Below are 20,552 nucleotides of genomic sequence, written 5' to 3'. Positions count from 1 at the left end.
GTGGATCGCCACGTCTCCCTACCCGTACGGCGGTTCACATACACCGTACAGTTGATCGAGGGGGGTTGACGATGGTGATCCGCACCCGGCCGCGCTGGTGGGCCGAGCTGCTGCTGATCGGTGTCGTGTACGCCGCCTACTCCGGCGGACGGCTGCTCGTCCGAGGCGATGTCTCCACCGCCGTCGACCACGGCCTCGCGATACTGCGGGTCGAGAAGTTCTTCCGGCTCAACGCCGAGCACCCCCTCAACCGCCTCTTCACCGACCACGCCTGGCTGGGCATTCCGGCCGACTTCGCGTACGCCACCCTGCACTACCTGGTGACCCCCGCCCTCCTCGTCTGGCTGTTCCGGCGCCGCCCCGCGCACTACCGCGCCGCCCGGACCTGGCTCATGGTCTCCACCGTCCTCGGCCTGGCCGGCTTCACGCTGCTGCCGACCTGCCCGCCCCGGCTGCTGGCCGCGGGCCACGGCTTCGTCGACACGATGGCGCAGTACAGCTCGTACGGCTGGTGGGGCGGCGAGGCGAGCGCCCCGCGCGGGCTGGGCGGCATGACCAACCAGTACGCGGCGATGCCGAGCCTGCACGTCGGCTGGGCGCTGTGGTGCGGCGTGATGCTCTGGCGGCACGGGCGGACGCCGACTGCGAGGGCGGCCGGTGTCGCGTACCCGCTGCTCACCGTCCTCGTGGTGATGGGGACGGCCAACCACTACTTCCTGGACGCCGTCGCCGGCGCGGCCGTGATGGGGCTGGGCCTGCTGCTGGCCCGGCCCGCGATGCGGCTCGCCGACCGGATCCGGACCCGGTCCCGGATCACAGCTGTCCCATCCCCGATTGTCAGTGGTGGATGCGAGACTTCCGCGGGTGAGCGATTCCCTGGACAGCGGACCTCCTCCGCCGACGCCGACGCCGCCGACGGCACTCCGGCAGCGGCTCGCTGAGCTGCGCGGCCCGGCCGTACCGCCGCATCCGCTCGACGCCCGCGCGCTCGCGGCCCTCGCCGCCAACCCCGGGTGTGAGCGCCGCGCGCTGCTGGACGGGGCCGGGGTGGACAAGGCCGCGCTCGCCGCGGCGCTCGGCTCCCCTTCCGCCTTCGGCCAGTCGCAGTTCGCGTTCGTCCGGGGCAACGCCTTCGAGGCCAAGGTCAAGGCGGACGGCGGCACGGAGCTGCTGCGGCTGTGGTGCGAGCGCACCGGCTTCGAGGCGCCCGCCGCCGATGAGGTGGCCGTCCCCGACCTGTCCGCGGCCGGTCCCGAGGGCCGCGCGGCCCGTACCGCGCTGGCCCTGCGCGAGGCGACGGCCGCCGGCAGGTGGTCGGTGCTCGACCACCCGATGCTGGCCCTGGCGGTGGCGGGCTCGCCCGCGTATCTGGAGCCGGACGCGGTGATCGTGCAGCCGGACGGCCGGTGGACGGTCGTCGAGATCAAGTCGTTCCCGATGATCGACGACTCGGCGGACGCGGCGAAGGTCGGCGCGGCGGCCCGGCAGGCCGCGGTGTACGTACTGGCGCTGGAGCGGGTCGCCGACCGGCTCGACGGGGCCGCCGTGAACCACTCGGTGCTGCTGGTCTGCCCGAAGGACTTCTCCAACCTGCCGACCGCGTCGGTCGTCGACGTACGCAAGCAGCTCTCGGTCACCCGCAGACAGCTGGCCCGGCTGACCCGCGTCGAGGACATCGCCGCCGCGCTGCCCGAGGGCGCCACGTTCGACCTGGAGCGGCCGGCCGAGGAGCTGACGGCCGCGGTCGAATCGGTCGGCGCCGCATACGCACCGGAGTGCCTGGCCGCGTGCGAGCTGGCGTTCCACTGCCGGGAGCGGGCCCGCGCCGCGGGCGCCGTGGAGGCGCTCGGGCGCGGGGTGCGCGGCGAGCTGGGCGGCCTGACCACGATCGGCGCGGTGCTGGCCGCCGCGGAAGGCGAGGCGTACGACGCCACGGACCCCACCGTGGCCGCCCTGCGCCGAGCGGCGGCGCTACGAGCCGGGGCACTGACCACCGCCCCCGACGCCGGCACGCCCCGCCCCGAACGTGAGGCTGCCGGATGTCGCTGATCCATACCCTCGCTCGGCTGGAGGCCGTGCGGAGCGGACGGGCGCAGCCCGCCGCGACCGTGCGCCACCGGCATCTCACCGACCGCCCGCTCGTCCTCGTACCGCTGACCACCGCCGGTGAGACGGGTGCGCCGCTGGGGGCGCTGGTGGGGACCGACCGCGACGCACCGCGGCTGCTGGTCGTGCCGCAGCCGCGCGACCGGGATCTGCGGTTCGCGTTCCTCGCCGAGCTGGCCGAGTCCGTACTGCCGTACATCGACGGGTACGCGGACGTCGTCGAACCCGCCGAGCGCACCGAGGCCGACGCCGAAACCGGCAAGCGCGTGAAGGTGGAGGTCGAGCTGTGCTCGGACGCTCCGCAGCTGATCGTGCCGAGCCGGGCGGGCGTCGAGTTCGTCCGGCTGCTGGGGCGCTCCATGCGGTTCCGGCGGACCGCCGAGCAGGACCCCGACACGCCGTATCCGGCGCCACCGCGCGTCCCGCTGCTCGGCCGCTGGTTCACCCACTTCGGCGAGCGCGCGCGGGTGCCCGGCTCCTCGCTGCTGCTCGCGGCCACCGAACTGCTGGGCCGGCACTGGGCGACCGGGCAGAGCAACCTCGAGGACCAGCACCTCGGGGCGCTGCTCGCCTGGATCGACCCGCCTGACGGAGAGTCCGGCGCCGAGGCGGCACTACGGGCGGAGCTGGACCGGGACCGGGACGGGCAGCTGGTGTGCCCGCCGGCCGGACCGGCGACCGACCCGGCGTTCGACAACCGGCTGCTGGCCCCCGCGATGTCCCGGTACGACCGGGCGCGCGCGGCGGTGCGGGACGGCGGCGGGTCCGCCACACCCGCACAGCTCACGCAGCTCACGGCCGCCGAGCGGGACATCCGGGACCTGGTCGAGAGCCGGATGCGGCCGACCTGGGACGCCGTGTGGCACGGGCTGGATCTGCTGCGCGAGCTTCCCGGCGGCAGCCGTACCGAGGAGCGCTGGACCCGGGACCGGTGGTCGTTCACCGGCCACCGCGACCGCGTGCGCGCCGGCGAGCCGCCGCAGCCCCGCCGCGACGACGCGGTGACCGCCGCGCAGAAGCTGGCCGCGCGGGAGACCGCGCAGGCACAGCTGGAGGCGCAGGAGGCCCTCGACGATCCGCTGGTGATGGCGGCGCGGCGGCTGGCCGGCGAGGCGTTCGCGGGTGAGGTGACCGAGGTCGTCATGGCGTGGAGCGACTCCAAGCGGCCGAGCCCGCGCCCCCTGGTCACTTGCCGTACGGACGACCGGCCGCACCTCGGCGAGCGCACCAAGGTCTTCCGCTCGCTGGACGGACGCCCGCAGACCGCGGAGTTCGTCCGTTACGAGGGCGAGGGCGTCCTGGTCGTTCAGCTCACCGACAAGATGGGGCGCGGCAAGGATCCGGCGCCCGGTTCCGTACCGGAGAAGGGCGAGCGGCTGTGCTGGACGCTCTTCGAGCACGACCGGCGCGGCGGGCCGAAGCTGCCCGACCCCGAGGACACGCCGTGGACCCACGGCGGTCCGCGCACCGCCTCAGTCGAGACAACCGGGACGCCCGCCGATCCCGCAACGATGCCCGACCCCGTGACGGCGGAGGACTACCTGTGACCGGCACACCGCGGCGCCACGCCTCCGGGGACGGGCCCGCCGCGCTGGCCGCCCGCGCGACCGAGGCGATCCTTCACGACACGCTGCACGGCACCCACCGCGGTGTCGTCGTCGACTCGCCGCCCGGCGCGGGCAAGTCGACGCTCGTGGTGCGCGCGGCCCGCGAGCTTGCCGCCGCAGGGCGCCCGCTGATGGTCGTCGCCCAGACCAACGCCCAGGTGGACGACCTCGTACTGCGGCTCGCCGAGAAGGATCCGGCGCTGCCGGTCGGCCGGCTGCACAGCAACGAGCCCGACCCGTACGACAAGGCCCTCGACGACCTGCCCTCGGTGCGCAAGTCCGCCAAGGCCGCGGACCTGACCGGCCTGGACGTCGTCATCTCGACCGCCGCGAAGTGGGCCCACACCCAGGGCGTCGAGCCGTGGGGGCACGCGATCGTCGACGAGGCCTACCAGATGCGCTCGGACGCGCTGCTCGCCGTGGCCGGGCTCTTCGACCGGGCGCTGTTCGTCGGCGACCCCGGCCAGCTCGACCCGTTCAGCGTCGTCGGCGCGGAGCAGTGGGCCGGGCTGTCGTACGACCCGTCGGCCAGCGCGGTGTCGACGCTTCTGGCGCACAATCCGGACCTGCCGCAGCATCGGCTCCCGGTGTCCTGGCGGCTGCCGGCCTCCGCCGCCCCGCTGGTGTCGGGCGCGTTCTATCCGTACACCCCGTTCCGCAGCGGTACGGACCACGGCGACCGGCGGTTGTCCTTCGCCGTCCCCTCGGACGGCTCCGGACCCGACCGGGTGCTGGACGAGGCGGCCGATTCGGGCTGGGGCCTGCTGGAACTGCCCGCCCGGCACACCCCGCGTACGGACCCCGAGGCGGTACGGGCGGTGGCGCTGGTCGTACGGCGCGTGCTGGACCGCGGTGGCGTGGCGACCAGCGAGCGCGCGGCCGGCCCGGAGCCGGTGACGGCCGACCGGATCGCGGTCGGTACGGCCCACCGGGACCAGGCGGCGGCGGTCCGCGCGGCGCTCGCCGAGCTGGGCGTCACGGGGGTCGCGGTCGACACGGCGAACCGCCTCCAGGGCCGGGAGTTCGACATCACGGTCGTCCTGCACCCGCTGTCGGGCCGCCCCGACGCGACGGCCTTCCACCTGGAGACGGGCCGCCTGTGCGTACTGGCCTCGCGCCACCGGCACGCCTGCATCGTGGTGTGCCGCGAGGGAATCGCCGACCTGCTGGACGACCACCCGTCGACGGAGCCGGTGCAGCTGGGCGTCACGATGAAATTCCCGGACGGCTGGGAGGCGAACCACGCGGTCATGGCCCACCTCGCGGAGCACCGGGTGCCCTGGCGGTCGTAGGGCAGCTCGATGCGTACTTGCGCGGAGCTGGACAATAGAGGGTGGCCCGGAGGCAATGAGCAGGAGGAAGAGATGGCAGACCCCGAGCGGACCGAGCGGAGGCTGCGGCCCGCACCGCTGCTTTTCGAGCCCTCGGAGGCCGCCGCGGACCCGGAGCACTTCTTCGATCTGGAGTCGATCGAAGACCCCCGCGAGCTGCTGGCCCGGTCCACGGAACTGACCCTGGCCTTCCGTGCCGCGACGGACCGGGCGATCGAGTTCCAGGCAGTCGCGGCCGCGCAGCTCGCGGACCCCGGGCGCTTCGACCGGCTGTCGCCGGCGGAGATCGGGGAGCGGGCGGAGTGGACCGAGGACTACGCGAGAAAGATGATCGAGTTCGGCGAGGAACTCCTCCGCGGCACGCAGCCGTAACCGACCCGGCTGTACCTTCCTGCGCGCCGCTGGCATATGCCGGGGCGCAAGGTACCCCACCCCGCCCCGTCCTGTCCCGGTTTCCGGCAACTCTTGGAAACCGGTCGGTGACCGAGGGTAGATATAGGGCCCATGAGCGCTTGGCAGCGAGACGAGACGCCCCTCAGTACCGGCGACGACGGGAGCTTCGACATCTTCGGCTTCCTGCGGGACGAAGGCCGGCATCACACGGCTCAGGTCACCTCGGCGGGGGCCGCCTGGCTCGCCTCCGCCGCCGCGTATCCGCGCAGCACGCTCTCGCTCTGGGAGGGCCGTCCCACCGCGCCCGGCGTACTGCCCTGCGGCTCGGTCTTCGACGTGGTGAACGTGCCCGCGATGTTCGGGCGGCGGATGCTGGACCGGCTGTGGGAGGACGGCCCGGGTTCCGGGCCGGTGGCGGCGCACCGGGGGCGGATGCTGCTCTTCGCCGCCCCCGGCACCGCCCAGCGGCTGCCGTCACTGCTCGACTGGGAGGAGTGGGGCGGCGCCATGCCCCCGGTCCTGTGCCATGGCACGGGCGACGCGGTGACCGTCCCGGCGATCAGCGCGCCCGGCCCGGGAGCCGCCCCGGCCGCGCGCTGGCTGGTCGCCCCCGATACCCGGCATCCGTGGCTGCCGGGCCCCGAGGTGCTGCTCTGGGCCTGTGTGCGGGCGGCCCGTGCGGCCTCCGCCTCAGCAGTGCGGATATCGATTTTTCCTCCCGCCGATCAGGATGCTAAGGTCTACGACGTCAGCAGGCGCCGCTAGCTCAGTTGGTTAGAGCAGCTGACTCTTAATCAGCGGGTCCGGGGTTCGAGTCCCTGGCGGCGCACAGACGACAGGAAGCTCCCCGCGGAAGCGGGGGGCTTCCTGGTTTCCCCATGCGCTGCCCCATGTGCAGCCCCACGCGCTGCCCCACGCGCTGCCCTATGTGGTGATCTTGACCGTGTACGCGCCCGACCGCGTCCGGTCCGCCACCTCGATTCGGGTCCGCTCCCCCGGCACCGTGTACGACTCCCCGACCCCGAGGGGTGCGTCCGCCAGCGGTGGGAACACCGACTCCTTCCAGCACGCCTCCGTGTCCGGATGCGTGTCCACCACCTCGACCGGGCCGCCGCCCGATTCGGTCCGGCTGCGCACCCGGTAGATGAGCACACCCTCGGTGCAGGTCGACTCGTCGTTGCCGACCGCGCCGCGCGCCTCGATGGCGATCGCGCTGTCCTCTCCGGTGCGTACGACCGCGAGCCTGGTCCCGCCCGTCCCGCCCCGGACCGGCGCGGCACCCAGTGGCTCCAGCGTGTGCATGCTGGCGCCGCCGCCCCGTACGCAGGCGACCTGGCGATGGTCCAGCCAGCCGAGCTTCCACTTGTGCCAGGCGAACAGGTCGGGGGCCATGCCGAACTGGCTGCCCATCACGTCCCAGTCGCCGACGTACGTGTCCCAGTCGCCCTTGCCGTCCTCGGGGCGGTGGTACAGGTCGGCGAGGTCGAAGACGTGCCCCGTCTCGTGGGCGAGGACGTTGCGGTCGGGCGGGTGCTGCTCGAAGACGGTGACGATGCGCCTGAGGTCCGTACCGTCCGCGCGCAGCGGTCTGTCGAGGTTGACGACCTTCGTGGCGTCGGAGTCGACGCCCGGGGCGTCCGGGTCGGCGACGAAGTAGACGATGTCGTACCGGCTGAAGTCCACGCTCCGGTCGGCCGTGGCCAGCGCGTCGCGCAGGTAGGCGGCGCGCTTCTCCGGCGCCCAGTCGCGCTTTATCCCGTACGTCGTGGACGGCTTCGGCATCGTGGTCCAGGTCTGCCGCGGGTGCGCCTTCAGCCGGAACTTCCCGTACGAGGCCTGGTGGAAGAACCGGCTGGTGGCGGGGAAGTGGTCGGCCGCGAGGTCCCGGGGCTCGAGGGTCGGGCGGGAGTCGGGGAAGGACAGGAAGATCATGACGGCGTCGAGTGTGCGTTCGGGCCGCGGGTAGGCGGCGTTCCAGGTGTCGAGGCCCACCGAGTGGTGTGCGGAGCTGCGTGACAGCGCACAGGGTCCGGCGGCCGGTTCCGCCACGGCGGGGCCCGCGAAGAGGGACATGGCGGCGAGTGCCGTGAGGGAGGTGAGCGCCGCGCCGGTGCTCCGCACGGGGAAGCGCTCCACTCCCTCGGGTGTCTTCTGACGCGGCACGTCGACCTCCGGAGGGTGAATCGGGACATCTCACCCACCTTGTGATGTTTTTGTATGACATGCCTTGTCAAGGTGGCCCGGCCGGGTGATCGGTCCGACACTCCGGCGCGTCACGGAAAGTCACAAGCGGTCTCGCACCAACCCGCCCCGCACACAGCCGTGCAGAAACGATCGGCCGGAAGGGGCAGGCGCCCATGATCACGCCACCGAAGCTGGATCGGCCCTCTCGCCAGCCTCTATGATCGGCACACTTTCCTGCGTGGACCCCGCCCCCGGGCGGTCCGACCCACCCGGCCGACGACCCCCCGACGACGCCCGACCAGACCTGTTCGAGACAACTGCACTGCGGGAGCGAGCGGTGAGCGGAACCTCCGAAGGACCCGGTCCGGCACCCGACAGCGTCCGATCACCGGTTACGGAACGTGATTCCGGCAGCAGGACAGCGTCGGAGCTGCGCGATTACCGGGCCGCGTTCAACGCCGCCCACCTGGCCATGGCCGTCGTCGACCGGGAGGGCCTGGTGGTCGCCGCCAACCACGCCTTCGCCACCCTGCTCGGCGCCGAGCCCGCCGCCCTCGTCGAACAAGCCGCGGCCGACCTCGTCGACCTAGCCGCGGAGGCCCGCACCTGGCACGCGTACCTCGAGGTCCTGCGCGGCCGGCAGGCCCGGCTGCGCTGTACCCGCCGGCTCAAGCACCCCGACGGCCACTCCATGTGGACCGAGGTCACCCTCGCGCCCGTCCCCGACAGCCGCAATGTGCTGATGTCCGTCGCCGATGTCAGCGACCGGCGCGATCTCCAGGCGCGGCTGCGCCACCTGCAGATGCACGATCCGGTGACCCGCCTGCCCAACCGCGCGCTGTTTTTCGAGCGGCTCTCCGCCGCGCTGGAGTCCTCCTCGTACGGCAGCGGCGGCACAGGCCGTATCGGGCTGTGCTACCTCGACCTCGACGGCTTCAAGGCGGTCAACGACACGCTCGGCCACCGGGTCGGCGACCGGCTGCTGGCCGCCGTGGCCGCCCGGCTCACCCAGTGCGCCGACCAGTCCGGCTACGGCAGGAGCGGCGGCCATCTCGTGGCCCGGCTCGGCGGCGACGAATTCGCGCTGCTGGTCGAGGACTCCACCGGTACGGAACAGCTCGCCGACCTCGCCAAGTCCGTACTCGCCGCGCTCCAGAAGCCGTTCGACCTGGCCGGGCAGCGGCTGTCCGTCTCGGCGAGCATCGGCGTGGTGGAGCGTGCCACCGCCGGGACCTCGGCGACCGGCCTGATGCAGGCCGCGGACACCACGCTGTACTGGGCCAAGGCCGACGGCAAAGCCCGCTGGACGCTCTTCGACCCGGAGCGCAACGCCCACCGGATGACCCGGCAGGCACTCTCCAGCACCCTGCGGCCCGCCGTCGAGCGCGGCGAATTCGCCCTGGAGTACCAGCCGTTGGTGGATCTGGAGAGCGGGGCGGTACGCGGAGTGGAGGCCCTGGTCCGCTGGAACCACCCGCAGTTCGGCACGCTCGCGCCGAATCGGTTCATCGGAATTGCTGAAGAGGACGGCTCGATCGTCCAGCTCGGGCGGTGGGTGCTGCGCACGGCGTGCCGGCAGGCACGGCAGTGGCAGCTCGACCATCCCGCGGCCGCGCCGGTGTTCGTCAGCGTCAATGTCGCCGTTCGCCAGGTCTGGGACTCCGACCTGGTCGGCGACGTCGCCGGCATCCTCGCCGAGACCGGACTCGCGCCGCAGCTGCTGCAGTTGGAGCTCACCGAGTCCGCCGTGATGGGCTCGGCGGGCCGTCCGCTCCAGGCCCTCCAGGCGCTCAGCGACATGGGCGTGCGGATCGCCATCGACGACTTCGGCACCGGGTACTCGAATCTCGCGTACCTGAGCCGGCTGCCGGTATCCGTACTGAAACTCGACGGATCGTTTGTTCGCGGCTTCCGGTACGACGACGGGGCGCACCCCAACCCCGCCGACGAGACGATCGTCGAGGCTCTGGTGCAGCTCGCGCACCGGCTGGGGCTGACGGTCACGGCGGAGTGCGTGGAGACTGCGGGGCAGGCGGCGCGGCTGCGCCGGGTCGGCTGTGACACCGGTCAGGGCTGGCTGTACTCGCGGGCGGTGGCGCCGGACCGTATCGCCGCCATGATCGGGGTCTGCCCGCTGCGGGACCTGCCCGCCTGACGGCCCCCGACTTGCGCACGGCCCGCACGGCCCTCTTCGGACCGTGCGGGCCTCTGTGCTACCGGGCTGTGGTGTCAGCAGGCGCCGAGATCCTGCCAGACGCCCCACTCACCGGTGGGGCCGGGCGTTTCGTTCTGCGTCCACCACTTGGCCTTCCAGGTATGGCCCTGGTGGGAGACCTGGTTGCCGGCCGTGTAGACCCGCGCCGGCGACGTAGGCGGCGGCCGAGCAGCCACCTGTCGGCGGGGTGGTCGTCGGCGGGGTCGTCGGGGTGCCGCCGACGGCCGTCACGATGTCGTTGAACAGCGTGGTGTTGGTGTCCAGTCCGCTCGCCACCCTGGATGACGAGCGGCTTAAGGCCCCCTTATGGATCTTCCTCGGGAGTGCTTCACCGATGAACCACTCCGGCACCGGAATCCCAGGTGTTACCCGAAGCGCTCATTCGGATCCTGGCTCCGGACGGTCGCTCAGGCACCGCTCGAGCACGCCGGGCTGCCGCGCGCCGGGGCATCCTCCCCCGGCGTCCTGCTGCGTCAGGTCACCTGCACCGTAGGCTCGGTGACGCTGGAGACCAGCTATGCGCCGCGCCCGGAATTCGGTCTCATCCATCCCGTGATCGGGCACCTGCTCGCCCGTTCGACGGGCATCTGATCGGCGCGGAGAATGAGTAGGGCAGGTTGCCGCCTCGGTGGTGCGCGGCCAGGCGCCGGTGAGGCGACGGCTACCTGCCGGCAAGGTGGTGAGGATGCCGACGTGGCGATTGCGGGACTTCCGCGACGACGATCTGGACCGCGCCGTCCAGATATGGGATCAGGACCGGCCTGCGGACGATTCGCCCCCCGTGTTCCCCGTCTCTGAGGTCATGGCCGCGGCCCGGACCGGCGGTCCCGCCGTGGTCGCAGTGGTGGGCGATGACATGGTGGGCATGGCGGTGGCGCAGGCCCGGGGTGAGCGGGCCTGGATCACGCTGGTGGCCCTGGCCGGGAAGTGGCGTAACCGCGGGATCGGCAGCGCCCTGATTGCCGAGCTCGAGCGGCGCCTGCGGGTGCAGGGGGTACGCCGGATCGGTGCGCTGCTCGCCCCGGGGGCCACCGGAACCACGGCCCTGGAAAACTCCGGCTACCGGACTCGCGCCGGACTGATCTTCTACGAGAAGGTCGAGCATCTTGGCGCGAGCGATGCGGGTCTGCTTGCGGAGCTCGGCGGCAGGGTACTACGGCAGGGGCTGTGGGGTGCCCTTGCGGGCATGCAGCGGGAGAAGGAAGCCATCGAGCAGCGGATCGTGCTGCCGCTGGCCGAGCCCGCGCTGGCCGACCGGTACGGGGTGACGCCGCCGAAGGCGGTCATCCTCTTCGGCCCGCCGGGCACCGGCAAGACCACCTTCGCCAAAGCAGTCGCCTCCCGGTTGGAGTGGCCGTTCGTGGAGCTCTTCCCCTCGCGGCTCGCGGCGGGAGCCCCCGGGGGCCTGGCCACCTCGCTACGGGAAACGTTCGCCGATCTGGCCGAGCTGGAGACCGTTCTGCTGTTCATCGACGAGGTCGAGGAAATTGCCGGCGTCCGGTCCGGCCTGGCCGTCGATCCCGGCCACGGAGTCACCAACGAACTGCTCAAGCTGATCCCCGGCTTCCGCGACCACGACGACCGCCTGCTGATCTGCGCCACCAACTCCGTCCGCTCCCTCGATCCCGCGTTCCTGCGCCCCGGCCGGTTCGACTACGTAATCCCGGTCGGTCCCCCCGACCCGGTCGCCCGGGCGGCGATCTGGCAGCGCTACCTCGGCCCCGGCGCCGACGGCGTCGAGCTGCACCGGCTGGTGGCGGCCAGCGAGATGTTCACACCCGCCGATATCGAGTTCGCCGCGCGCAAGGGCGCGCACGCCGCGTTCGAACGCGAAGTCGCCGACCGCCAAGGCGCGCCGGCCAGCACCGAGGACTACCTCGCCGCCATCGCCGACACCCGTCCCACGCTCACCGACCAGGCGCTCACCGAGTTCAGAGAGGACATCGAGCACTACGTGCGCATATGACGTCGGTACTCCTCAGCCCGAACAGCGGGGAGCACCCTCAAGGCGTCGTGGGCAGCCCGTAGGCGTCCGCGATGAGTTCGTACGAGCGCAGCCGCGCGTCCCCGCCGTGCGCGTTGGCCGTGATCATCAGCTCGTCCGCGCCCGACCGCTTCTGCAGATCGTCGAGGCCGGACCGGACCTCGTCCGGCGTGCCGTGGACGACATTGCCCAGCCAGCTGTCCACGAACTCCCGCTCCGGCGCGCTGAAGTCGTACGCCTCCGCCTCCTCCGGGGTCGGTATGAGCCCGGGGCGGCCGGTGCGCAGCCGGACCATCGAGAGAGCGCCGGTCAGCCCTGGCGGCGGGCCTCCCGCTCGTCGTCCGAGGCCGGCGCGGAGACGCCGATCACGGCGTATGGCGCGTCCAGCACCCCGGAGGGCCGGAAGGACTCGCGGCAGAGGTCCAGCGCGGGCAGGGGGTTGGCCGCCGAGAAGTGGTGGGCGAAGGCGAACGGCAGCCCGAGCGCGCCGACCAGCCGCGCACTGAAGCCGGACGAGCCGAGCAGCCAGACGGGCGGCCGGCCCGAGGGCCCCTGGACCGGGCCGGGAACGGCGTGGATACGCGCGTACGGGTGGCCTTCGGGGAAGTCGTCGTCCAGGAACCGGGTCAGTTCGGCGAGCTGCTGCGGGAAGTCCTCCCGAGTGGATGGGGGTACCGTTCCTCTTGACTGAGCAGGAGTGAGTCCGCTCAGCCGCACGCCCCGAACGGTCTTGGGCGCACTGGTCCCCGGCGTACTCAACCCCGGGGCGGCGACACGCATCCTGTGCGTGGTCCGGGCCCGGGAGGTCGGTTCCCTGCGCGATCCGGCCAAATGGGTACGGCCAGAGGCGACGGGGAAGCCCTGAACCATCACTCCGGTGGAGCGGGGGCCCCGCACGCCGGCGCCGTACCCGGCGTCCCAGATCACACGATCACGTTAACCCGGACGGCCCAGGACGCCGCAAGCCCGGAAGCCGACCATCACACGATCGAGCTAAACCGCCCTCGTGCACGCTCCCCGGCAAGCAGCTGACGACCCCCATGCCCGGAGGGCTGTGGGGGACGGTCGGTGCGCCGCAGGGCCGCCGTCACCAGGGCCGGGCGAAGAGCCTGCCCAGCCCGTCGCCCCAGGCTCCCCTGCGCTCCGCCAGCCGCAGCCCCTCCCACACCGTGACCTGGTTCGCGGTGAGGACCGGCTTGCCGAGGGCCTCCTCCAGGTCCGCCAGGTACGCGGCGGTGTGCAGCGCGGTGTCCGGCAGCAGCACCGCCTCCGCGTCCGGGTGGTCGCCCGCCCTGGCCAGCGCGAGCACCTTCTCCCGCCCCCAGGTGCCGACCTCCGCCGCCGTGACGATGCCCTCGGCGCGTTCGGCGACGACCTCGGTCCCGGCCGCCTGCAGGAACGCCGAGAAGTACTCGGCCACGTCCTGCGGGTACGTCGCGGCCACCGCCACCCGCCGGGCACCCACCTCCCGTACCGCGTGGGCGAAGGCGAACGACGTACTGGAGGCGGGCAGGCCGGCCGCGAGGGCCAGGGCTCGGATCTGCTCGTGGGCGCCGTCCCAGCCTCGGACGAAGCTCCCGCTCGTGCACGCCCACACCACCGATTCGGCGCCGGACAGCCGCAGCTCCTCCACCCCCGCCGCCAGCCGCTCGGGCGCGCCCATCTCGCGCAGGGCGTCGACCCGGTGCGCGTCCTCGCCGATGTCGGTGTGCACGACGGGCAGCCGGATATCGGTGTCGAGCAGCATCTCGATGCGGGGGTAGTCATCCTCCGCGGAGTGCCCGGGGTAGAGCAGTCCGACTGTGGTCATGTCCGGCCTCCCTGTTCCTCTTCCTCGGGTTCGGCTGCCCCCATAGCGGCGGGTCCACACCGGGCGGCCTGATCCAGCAGTGCCTGGTAGGGGCCGACCGCCGCGGCGCCGATGTGTCGCAGCGCGGACCACATCGTCACCTGGTTGGCGGAGAGGACGGGCATCCGCAGTTCGGCCTCCAGCTGCGGGATCACGTCGTACGTCGGGAGATTGGTGCAGCTGATGAACAGCGCGTCGGCGGCGCCCACCGCCGCCTGTCGGGCCATCTCGACCACATCGCGGTAGGGCACCCGCCAGATTTGCCGGGTCAGACCCAGGTACGCGCGGCCGGTGACCTCGGTGCCCGCCGCGGCGAGGTACTCCTCCAGGGCCCGGGTCACCGACGCCGTGTACGGCGTGACCAGGGCGATCCGCCGCGCTCCCAGCTCGGCCAGCGCCTGGAGCAGCGCGCCGGAGGTGGTCAGCGCGGGCACCTCGCCGGCCCTGGTCATGGCCGCGCACATCGCGCGCTCGCCGGCCGGCCCGTCGACAAAACTGCCGGAGGTGCAGGCGTACGCGATGACCTGCGGCTCGACGGCGCTCAGCGCCCGTACCGCGTTGTGCAGGGTCTCGTGCTCGCTGACCAGGCGGGCCAGATCGAGGCTGACCTCGACGGGCACGAAGGGCGTACGGGTGAGATGGAGCGAGACGTGGGCAGGCACCCAGCGCCACAGTTCGCGGTCCAGTGCGAAGTCGAAGGGGGCGACGACGCCGATGCCGCGCTGCGGCTGCGGGCCCCCGAGGAAGGAGATGTCCATCGGTCCCCCACTGCAGGCGTGTTGACGACGGTAGGGCGCGGTGCGAGCGTGGTCAATCCGTACATCTCAGGCACAGCTCAAGGTGCTGCTCAGGCACAGCTCAAAGTGCTGCTCAGGCACAGCTCAGGTGCATGATCCAGTCGTAGCGCGCAGCCGTTGCGGACCGCTTTGACGGAAGGTTTCTCCCGTATGCCGGAGCCCACTCTCCTCGTTCTGGACGCCGATCCGCCGCCCCGGCTCGGCCGGCTCACCGGACGGGCCCGCGTCCTGCACGCCGACGCGCACACGCTCGCGGACCGGCTGCCGCTCGCCGACGCGCTGCTGGTGTGGGACTTCACCTCCGACGCGGTACGCCGCGCCTGGCCGGGCGGCGGTCCACGGCCCCGCTGGGTGCACACCGCGAGCGCGGGCGTGGACCATCTGCTCTGCCCCGAGCTGGCCGCGTCCGAGACGGTGGTCACCAACGCGCGCGGGATCTTCGACCAGCCGATCGCGGAGTACGTCGCCGGGCTCGTCCTCGCCTTCGCCAAGGACCTCCCCGGCACCCTGGAACACCAGCGGCGGCGCCACTGGCACCACCGCGAGACGGTCCGGGTGGCGGGCACCCGCGCGACCGTGGTCGGCTCCGGCCCGATCGGGCGGGCGGTCGCGCGGACGCTGGAGGCGCTGGGCGTGACCGTGGCGCTGGTGGGCCGGACCGAGCGCGCCGGGGTGCACGGGCCCGGGGAGCTGGACCGGCTGCTGTCGCGCGCGGACTGGGTGGTGTGCGCCGCGCCGCTGACCGGCGAGACGCGCGGGATGTTCGACGCGGCGCGGTTCGGGGTGATGCAGCCCTCGGCCCGGTTCATCAATGTGGGGCGCGGGCCGCTCGTGGTCGAGGAGGATCTCGTCGCGGCGCTCACCAAGCGGTGGATCGGCGGGGCGGCGCTCGATGTCTTCGCGCAGGAGCCGCTGACGGCGCTGAGCCCGCTGTGGGACGTGCCCGGCCTCATCGTCTCGCCGCACATGAGCGGGGACACGGTCGGCTGGCGCGACGAACTCGCCGCCCAGTTCGTGGATATGTATGAACTATGGGCGGACGGAAAGCCGCTGCCGAACGTGGTCGACAAGAAACGTGGGTACGTCACCCAGCATGACTGAACTCACCGGCCTGACCGCCCGACAGCTCCTGTCCGGCTACGAGAACGGCGACTTCTCCCCCGTCGAGGTGACCCGCGCGGCGCTGGACCGGGCCGAGGCGGTGCAGCCGCGCGTCAACGCCTTCGTCCGGATCGACGCGCGGGATGCGCTCGCGCAGGCGGAGGCGGCCACCGGGCGATGGCGCCGGGGGGAGCCGCTCGGGCTGCTGGACGGCGTGCCGGTGTCGGTGAAGGACATCCTGCTGGTGCGTGGCGGGCCGACGCTGCGGGGCTCGAAGACCATACGTGCGGACGGTAGGTGGGACGAGGACGCGCCGTCGGTGGCCCGGCTGCGCGAGCACGGCGCGGTGTTCCTCGGCAAGACGACCACCCCCGAGTTCGGCTGGAAGGGCGTCACCGACTCAGCCCTGACCGGGGTCACCCGTAATCCGTACGACCTTCTCCGCACGGCGGGCGGGTCCAGCGGCGGCAGCGCGGCGGCCGTCGCGCTCGGCGCGGGCCCGATGTCGCTGGGCACGGACGGCGGGGGCTCGGTGCGGATTCCGGCCGCGTTCTGCGGGATCTTCGGGCTGAAGCCGACGTACGGGCGCATCCCGCTGTATCCGGCGAGCGCCTTCGGCACGCTGTCGCATGCCGGGCCGATGACCCGCGACGCGGCGGACGCGGCCCTGCTGATGGATGTCGTCAGCGGGCCCGACTGGCGGGACTGGTCCCAGCTCGGCCCGGTGGAGGGCAGTTTCCGCGCGGCGCTGACAGGCGGGGTCAAGGGGCTGCGGATCGCGTACTCCCCGTCCCTGGGCGGGCAGGTCGCGGTCCGGCCCGAGGTCGCCTCGGCCGTACGCGGGGCGGTCGCGCGCCTCGCGGAGCTGGGCGCGTACGTCGAGGAGGCGGACCCGGACCTGGCCGATCCGGTGGAGGCCTTCCACACCCTGTGGTTCAGCGGGGCGGCCCGCGTCGTCCAGCACTTCGGGCGTGAGCAGCGGGAGTTGCTGGATCCGGGGCTGCGGGAGATCTGTGCGCGCGGCGCCCAGTACAGCGCGCTCGACTATCTCGCGGCCGTGGACGTACGTATGGACCTGGGCCGGCGTATGGGCCGCTTCCACGACACGTACGACCTGCTGGTCACCCCGACCCTGCCGATCCCCGCGTTCGAGGCGGGCGTGGAGGTGCCGAAGGGGTCGGGCCACCACCGCTGGACGGGCTGGACGCCGTTCTCGTACCCCTTCAACCTGACCCAGCAGCCGGCCGCGACGGTGCCGTGCGGCCTGGCGGCCGGCCTGCCGGTGGGTCTGCAGATCGTGGGCCCCCGCCACGCGGACGCCCTCGTCCTGCGGGCGGCGCACGCGCTGTACGAATCCGGCGCGGCGGGAATCCCTAGGGCCGGCGGAAGCTGAGGGTCTCGCCCAGGGCGCCCGCCCGCCAGAGGTTCTGGCAGGCATCGGCCATCCCATCGAGGCCGTCGACGACCGTGCCCCAGACGATGCCGGGGACCCAGCCCGTATCGCCGTTCAGCAGCAGGTTGTTTCGCTCGTAGAAGAGGGCGAGGTCGACGACCGCGCCGTGTTCCCGGTGGGCGGCCTGGGGCGCGTACCCGTGCGACGAGGTGCCCAGCTGGGCGGCGGAGAAGGAGAAATAGCACAGATCGCCCGGAATGGGGGTGACGGTCGGATTCTCCAGCGGCGGTTCGTCGGCCGCGAAGGCGGGCACCAGGGCGTAGATCTCGTTGCGCGCGTACTTGGCGTGGTAGACGTCACCGCCGAGCGGCAGCGCCTCCCACACGGCCGCGCAGGTCACCGGCGCCCGGTCGTCGAGGAGTTTCGCGGTGCAGCGCACACCGCGCTTGTCGAGCATCACTTCTACGTATCTGTCTGCCATCCCACCCGCATACCCCGGCACGGCCCGGGTAGCCGCGCGCCCATGGCTCCACCCACCAGACACCGAATCCATCGCATACACCGACGATCGTTCCTCGCCGGCGCCGCCGCGCTCGGTGCGGCGGGCGCGCTGGGCGCCGCGGGCTGTGCCCGGGTGCCCTCCGGCGACGCCCTCGCCCGGCTCAAGACGCAGGGCACGGTACTGCTCGGCATCGCCGGCGAGGTCCCCTACGGATACATCGACGAGCAGGGCGTATTCACCGGCGAGGCGCCCGAGCTGGCCGAAGTGGTCTTCAAGCGGCTCGGTATCGGCCGGGTCCAGCCCGTCGCCACCGACTTCTCCTCCCTCATACCCGGGCTCAACTCCCAGCAGTTCGATGTCGTCTCGGCCGGGATGTACATCAACAAGGAGCGCTGCGCGCAGGTGGTGTTCTCCGACCCCGAGTACCAGATGCTCGACTCGTTCATCGTGCGCAAGGGCAATCCCAAGCAGCTGCACACGTACGAGGACGTCGTGAGGGCCAAGGCGAACGCCACCGGCACCGGTTACGCGGAGTTCGGCTACGCGGTCGCCGCGGGCTTTCCGGAGAAGGACATCGTGATCCTCCAGGACCAGGTCGCCGGGCTGAACGCGGTCGAGTCCGGCCGGGTCGACGTCTTCGCCGGCACCGCGCTGACCGTCCGCGAGGTGGTGAAGAAGAGCGCCAGGGCCGAGGCCACAAGGCCCTTCGCCGCGGTCGTGGACGGCAAGAAGAAGATCGACGGCGGCGGCTTCGCCTTCCGCCCCACCGACACCGAGCTGCGTGACGCCTTCAACACCGAGATCCACAAGATGAAGAAGAGCGGCGAGCTGTTCCGGATCCTGCGGCCGTTCGGCTTCACCAAGGCCGAGATGACCGAACTGACGGCCGAGGAGCTGTGCCGATGACAGCCGGACTCTGGCAGAACTGGGTGCTCCCGGGCATCTGGATCACCGTGCAGCTCACCCTGTACAGCGCGGCGCTCGCCACCGCCGTCGCCTTCACCGCGGGCATGGCGCGCACGAGCCGCTCGCGCTTCGTCGGCTTCCTGGCCGGTTTCTACACCGAGGTCTTCCGGGGCACCTCCGCCCTGGTGCTGATGTTCTGGCTGTTCTTCGTGCTGCCGCCGCTGGTCGGCTGGCAGCTCGTCCCGATGTGGGCCGCGGTGCTGGCGCTCGGCCTCTCCTACGGTGCGTACGGCGCCGAGGTCGTCCGGGGCGCCCTGAACGCGGTGGCACCGGCGCAGCGCGAGGCGGGCGTCGCGCTCAGCTTCACGCCCTGGCAGCGGATGCGGCTGATCCTGCTGCCGCAGGCGGTGCCGGAGATGATGCCGTCGTTCTGCAATCTGCTGGTCGAGCTGCTCAAGGGCACGGCCCTGGTGTCGCTGCTGGGCGTCGGTGACGTGTCGTTCGCCGCGTATCTGGTCCGGCTCGCGACCCAGGACAGCGCGCAGATCTACACCGTCACACTGGTGATCTACTTCGTGATCGCGTTCGCCCTGACCCGTGGGATGAAGGCCCTCGAGCGCAGGACCAAGGCCAATATCGGCATCACGGCCGGAGGTGCGAAGTGACCTGGGACTGGTCCGCGGTGGCGGACTTCATGCCGCAGTTCTGGGACGGCGTGCTTGTCACGCTGCAGATCCTGGTGCTCGGCTCACTGCTCTCGTTCGCGCTCGGCCTGGTCTGGGCGATCGGCTTCCGCGTCCCGACCCGTTTCGTCCGCTGGCCGGTGCACGCGATCACCGAGTTCATCCGGCTCACTCCGCTGCTGGTGCAGCTGTTCTTCCTCTTCTTCGTGCTGCCCGAGTGGGGCGTGCAGTTCTCCGCCCTGACCACCGGCACGATCGCGATCGGCGTGCACTACTCGACGTACACCGCGCAGGTCTACCGGGCCGGCATCGAGGCGGTGCCCGCCGGGCAGTGGGAGGCGGCCACCGCGCTCAGCCTGCCCGTGCGCCGCACCTGGACGGCGGTGATCCTGCCGCAGGCGGTCCGCCGGGTGGTGCCCTCGCTGGGCAACTACGTCATCTCGATGCTGAAGGACACTCCGCTGCTCGCCGGGATCAGCGTGCTGGAGATGCTCCAGCAGGCGCGGCTGGAGGGTGCGTCCACCTTCCAGTACACCGAGCCGCTGACCGTCGTCGGCGTCGCCTTCATCCTCATCGCCTACCCGGCTTCTCTGCTCGTACGAACCCTGGAGCGCCGCCTTGTCCACTGACCTGATCCGTTTCGAGAACGTCACCAAGCGCTTCGGAGACAACACCGTCCTCGACAACCTCTGTTTCTCGGTCCGGCCGGGGAAGCACGTCACCCTCATCGGACCCTCCGGTTCCGGTAAGACGACGATCCTGCGGCTGCTGATGACGCTGATGAAGCCCGACGCCGGCACGATCAGCGTGAACGGCGGCCGCCTCTTTCCGGCCGGGGAGAAGGAGATCCGCGAGGTGCGGAAGAACATCGGAATGGTCTTCCAGCAGTTCAACCTCTTCCCCAACATGTCCGTGCTGCGCAACGTCACCGAGGCGCCGGTCCGGGTATTGGGGCTGAGCAAGGACGAGGCAGAGGAGCGCGCCCGCGACCTGCTCGACCTGGTGGGGCTCGGCGACAAATGTGGCTCGAAGCCGAGCCAGCTCTCCGGCGGCCAGCAGCAGCGGGTCGCGATCGCCCGGGCGCTCGCGATGCGGCCACAGGTGCTGCTGCTCGACGAGGTGACGTCGGCGCTCGATCCCGAGCTGGTGGCTGGGGTGCTTGACGTGCTGCGGGACATCGCCCGTACCACGGACATCACCATGCTCTGTGTGACGCACGAGATGAATTTCGCCCGGGACATCTCCGACGAGGTGCTGATGTTCGATTCGGGGCGTGTCATCGAGTCCGGTTCGCCGGAGAAAATCTTCAGCGATCCCGGGCACGAACGTACGCGCGAGTTCCTCGGCGCGGTCCTCTGACCTCTTCGATCGGTCGATGACCGTGACGCTGGCATATGCCAGAGTGGCGCGCCCCTGCTGAGAGGCATGGTGCGCGCCATCAATCTCAACAACAGCCGCTCCAGATCCGGCCCTTGGCCGCTATCGTGGTATCAAGCCAAGC

At 71.9% G+C, this 20,552-nt stretch carries 18 protein-coding genes, 1 tRNA gene and 2 pseudogenes; 15 read left to right on the top strand and 6 right to left on the bottom strand.

The window, feature by feature from the left end:
• Window positions 1-71 precede the first annotated feature (71 nt).
• From NLX86_RS15960 to NLX86_RS15930, 7 genes are all read left to right on the top strand, one after another.
• Entirely contained in the window at window positions 72-941 is an 870-nt protein-coding gene (locus NLX86_RS15960) for a phosphatase PAP2 family protein (RefSeq protein ID WP_254372447.1), read from the top strand.
• A complete protein-coding gene (locus NLX86_RS15955; protein WP_254372361.1) occupies window positions 865-2,049 on the top strand; it encodes a hypothetical protein in 1,185 nt (394 codons plus the stop codon). Before NLX86_RS15960 ends, NLX86_RS15955 begins: the two co-directional genes overlap by 77 nt.
• Window positions 2,040-3,653, top strand: a complete 1,614-nt coding sequence (locus tag NLX86_RS15950; protein ID WP_254372360.1) for a hypothetical protein — start codon at window positions 2,040-2,042, stop codon at window positions 3,651-3,653. Before NLX86_RS15955 ends, NLX86_RS15950 begins: the two co-directional genes overlap by 10 nt.
• Complete coding sequence (locus NLX86_RS15945; protein ID WP_254372359.1) at window positions 3,650-5,005, top strand: AAA domain-containing protein; 1,356 nt, start codon at window positions 3,650-3,652, stop codon at window positions 5,003-5,005. The genes NLX86_RS15950 and NLX86_RS15945 overlap by 4 nt, the downstream gene beginning before the upstream one ends.
• 72 nt (window positions 5,006-5,077) lie before the next feature.
• Window positions 5,078-5,416: a hypothetical protein gene (locus NLX86_RS15940; RefSeq protein ID WP_254372358.1), complete on the top strand. Its 339-nt coding sequence runs from the start codon at window positions 5,078-5,080 to the stop codon at window positions 5,414-5,416.
• Window positions 5,417-5,548: 132 nt separating this feature from the next.
• Window positions 5,549-6,202, top strand: a complete 654-nt coding sequence (locus NLX86_RS15935) for a bifunctional DNA primase/polymerase (RefSeq protein ID WP_254372357.1) — start codon at window positions 5,549-5,551, stop codon at window positions 6,200-6,202.
• Window positions 6,193-6,266: transfer RNA gene (locus NLX86_RS15930), tRNA-Lys, on the top strand. The genes NLX86_RS15935 and NLX86_RS15930 overlap by 10 nt, the downstream gene beginning before the upstream one ends.
• A 95-nt stretch (window positions 6,267-6,361) precedes the next feature.
• On the opposite strand, the gene NLX86_RS15925 is transcribed toward NLX86_RS15930, so the two are convergent.
• Window positions 6,362-7,600, bottom strand: coding sequence for a M6 family metalloprotease domain-containing protein (locus NLX86_RS15925; protein ID WP_254372356.1), 1,239 nt, complete (start codon window positions 7,598-7,600; stop codon window positions 6,362-6,364).
• Between the two features lie 358 nt (window positions 7,601-7,958).
• Here NLX86_RS15925 and NLX86_RS15920 point away from each other — a divergent pair, with 358 nt between their 5' ends.
• Window positions 7,959-9,776 carry an EAL domain-containing protein gene (locus tag NLX86_RS15920; RefSeq protein WP_254372355.1) on the top strand — a complete coding sequence of 606 codons (1,818 nt, stop codon included), beginning with the start codon at window positions 7,959-7,961 and terminating at the stop codon, window positions 9,774-9,776.
• 74 nt (window positions 9,777-9,850) lie between these two features.
• Here the strand turns inward: NLX86_RS15920 and NLX86_RS15915 are convergent.
• Window positions 9,851-10,103 (bottom strand): annotated as a pseudogene (locus NLX86_RS15915) (carbohydrate-binding protein); the annotation flags it as partial.
• Between the two features lie 418 nt (window positions 10,104-10,521).
• On the opposite strand from NLX86_RS15915, the gene NLX86_RS15910 reads away from it, so the two are divergent.
• Window positions 10,522-11,802: an ATP-binding protein gene (locus NLX86_RS15910; protein ID WP_254372354.1), complete on the top strand. Its 1,281-nt coding sequence runs from the start codon at window positions 10,522-10,524 to the stop codon at window positions 11,800-11,802.
• 37 nt (window positions 11,803-11,839) lie between these two features.
• On the opposite strand, the pseudogene NLX86_RS15905 reads toward NLX86_RS15910, so the two are convergent.
• From NLX86_RS15905 to NLX86_RS15895, 3 genes and pseudogenes are all read right to left on the bottom strand, one after another.
• Window positions 11,840-12,477, bottom strand: a pseudogene (locus tag NLX86_RS15905) (MsnO8 family LLM class oxidoreductase); the annotation flags it as partial.
• Between the two features lie 430 nt (window positions 12,478-12,907).
• On the bottom strand, window positions 12,908-13,630 hold the full coding sequence (locus tag NLX86_RS15900) for a decarboxylase (RefSeq protein ID WP_254372353.1): 723 nt from the start codon (window positions 13,628-13,630) through the stop codon (window positions 12,908-12,910).
• Window positions 13,627-14,427 carry an aspartate/glutamate racemase family protein gene (locus NLX86_RS15895; RefSeq protein WP_254372352.1) on the bottom strand — a complete coding sequence of 267 codons (801 nt, stop codon included), beginning with the start codon at window positions 14,425-14,427 and terminating at the stop codon, window positions 13,627-13,629. The genes NLX86_RS15900 and NLX86_RS15895 overlap by 4 nt, the downstream gene beginning before the upstream one ends.
• Before the next feature lie 189 nt (window positions 14,428-14,616).
• Here NLX86_RS15895 and NLX86_RS15890 point away from each other — a divergent pair, with 189 nt between their 5' ends.
• A complete protein-coding gene (locus NLX86_RS15890; protein WP_254372351.1) occupies window positions 14,617-15,567 on the top strand; it encodes a D-2-hydroxyacid dehydrogenase in 951 nt (316 codons plus the stop codon).
• Window positions 15,560-16,960 (top strand): amidase, encoded by a 1,401-nt coding sequence (locus NLX86_RS15885; RefSeq protein WP_254372350.1) that lies wholly within the window; start codon window positions 15,560-15,562, stop codon window positions 16,958-16,960. Before NLX86_RS15890 ends, NLX86_RS15885 begins: the two co-directional genes overlap by 8 nt.
• Here the strand turns inward: NLX86_RS15885 and NLX86_RS15880 are convergent.
• Window positions 16,941-17,441 carry a DUF3830 family protein gene (locus NLX86_RS15880; RefSeq protein ID WP_254372349.1) on the bottom strand — a complete coding sequence of 167 codons (501 nt, stop codon included), beginning with the start codon at window positions 17,439-17,441 and terminating at the stop codon, window positions 16,941-16,943. The genes NLX86_RS15885 and NLX86_RS15880 overlap by 20 nt on opposite strands.
• A gap of 42 nt (window positions 17,442-17,483) precedes the next feature.
• On the opposite strand from NLX86_RS15880, the gene ehuB reads away from it, so the two are divergent.
• From ehuB to ehuA, 4 genes are read left to right on the top strand one after another with little or no spacing between them, the layout of a single operon-like run.
• Complete coding sequence (gene ehuB / locus NLX86_RS15875) at window positions 17,484-18,368, top strand: ectoine/hydroxyectoine ABC transporter substrate-binding protein EhuB (RefSeq protein WP_254372348.1); 885 nt, start codon at window positions 17,484-17,486, stop codon at window positions 18,366-18,368.
• Window positions 18,365-19,033, top strand: coding sequence for an ectoine/hydroxyectoine ABC transporter permease subunit EhuC (gene ehuC / locus NLX86_RS15870; protein WP_254372347.1), 669 nt, complete (start codon window positions 18,365-18,367; stop codon window positions 19,031-19,033). Before ehuB ends, ehuC begins: the two co-directional genes overlap by 4 nt.
• On the top strand, window positions 19,030-19,680 hold the full coding sequence (gene ehuD / locus NLX86_RS15865) for an ectoine/hydroxyectoine ABC transporter permease subunit EhuD (RefSeq protein ID WP_254372346.1): 651 nt from the start codon (window positions 19,030-19,032) through the stop codon (window positions 19,678-19,680). The genes ehuC and ehuD overlap by 4 nt, the downstream gene beginning before the upstream one ends.
• A complete protein-coding gene (gene ehuA / locus NLX86_RS15860; RefSeq protein ID WP_254372345.1) occupies window positions 19,670-20,410 on the top strand; it encodes an ectoine/hydroxyectoine ABC transporter ATP-binding protein EhuA in 741 nt (246 codons plus the stop codon). The genes ehuD and ehuA overlap by 11 nt, the downstream gene beginning before the upstream one ends.
• Window positions 20,411-20,552 lie beyond the last annotated feature (142 nt).

Origin of the sequence: Streptomyces sp. A3M-1-3, assembly GCF_024213665.1 — a bacterium.
Classification (GTDB): Bacteria; Actinomycetota; Actinomycetes; order Streptomycetales; family Streptomycetaceae; genus Streptomyces.
This window is presented reverse-complemented; position numbering and strand designations above follow the sequence as displayed.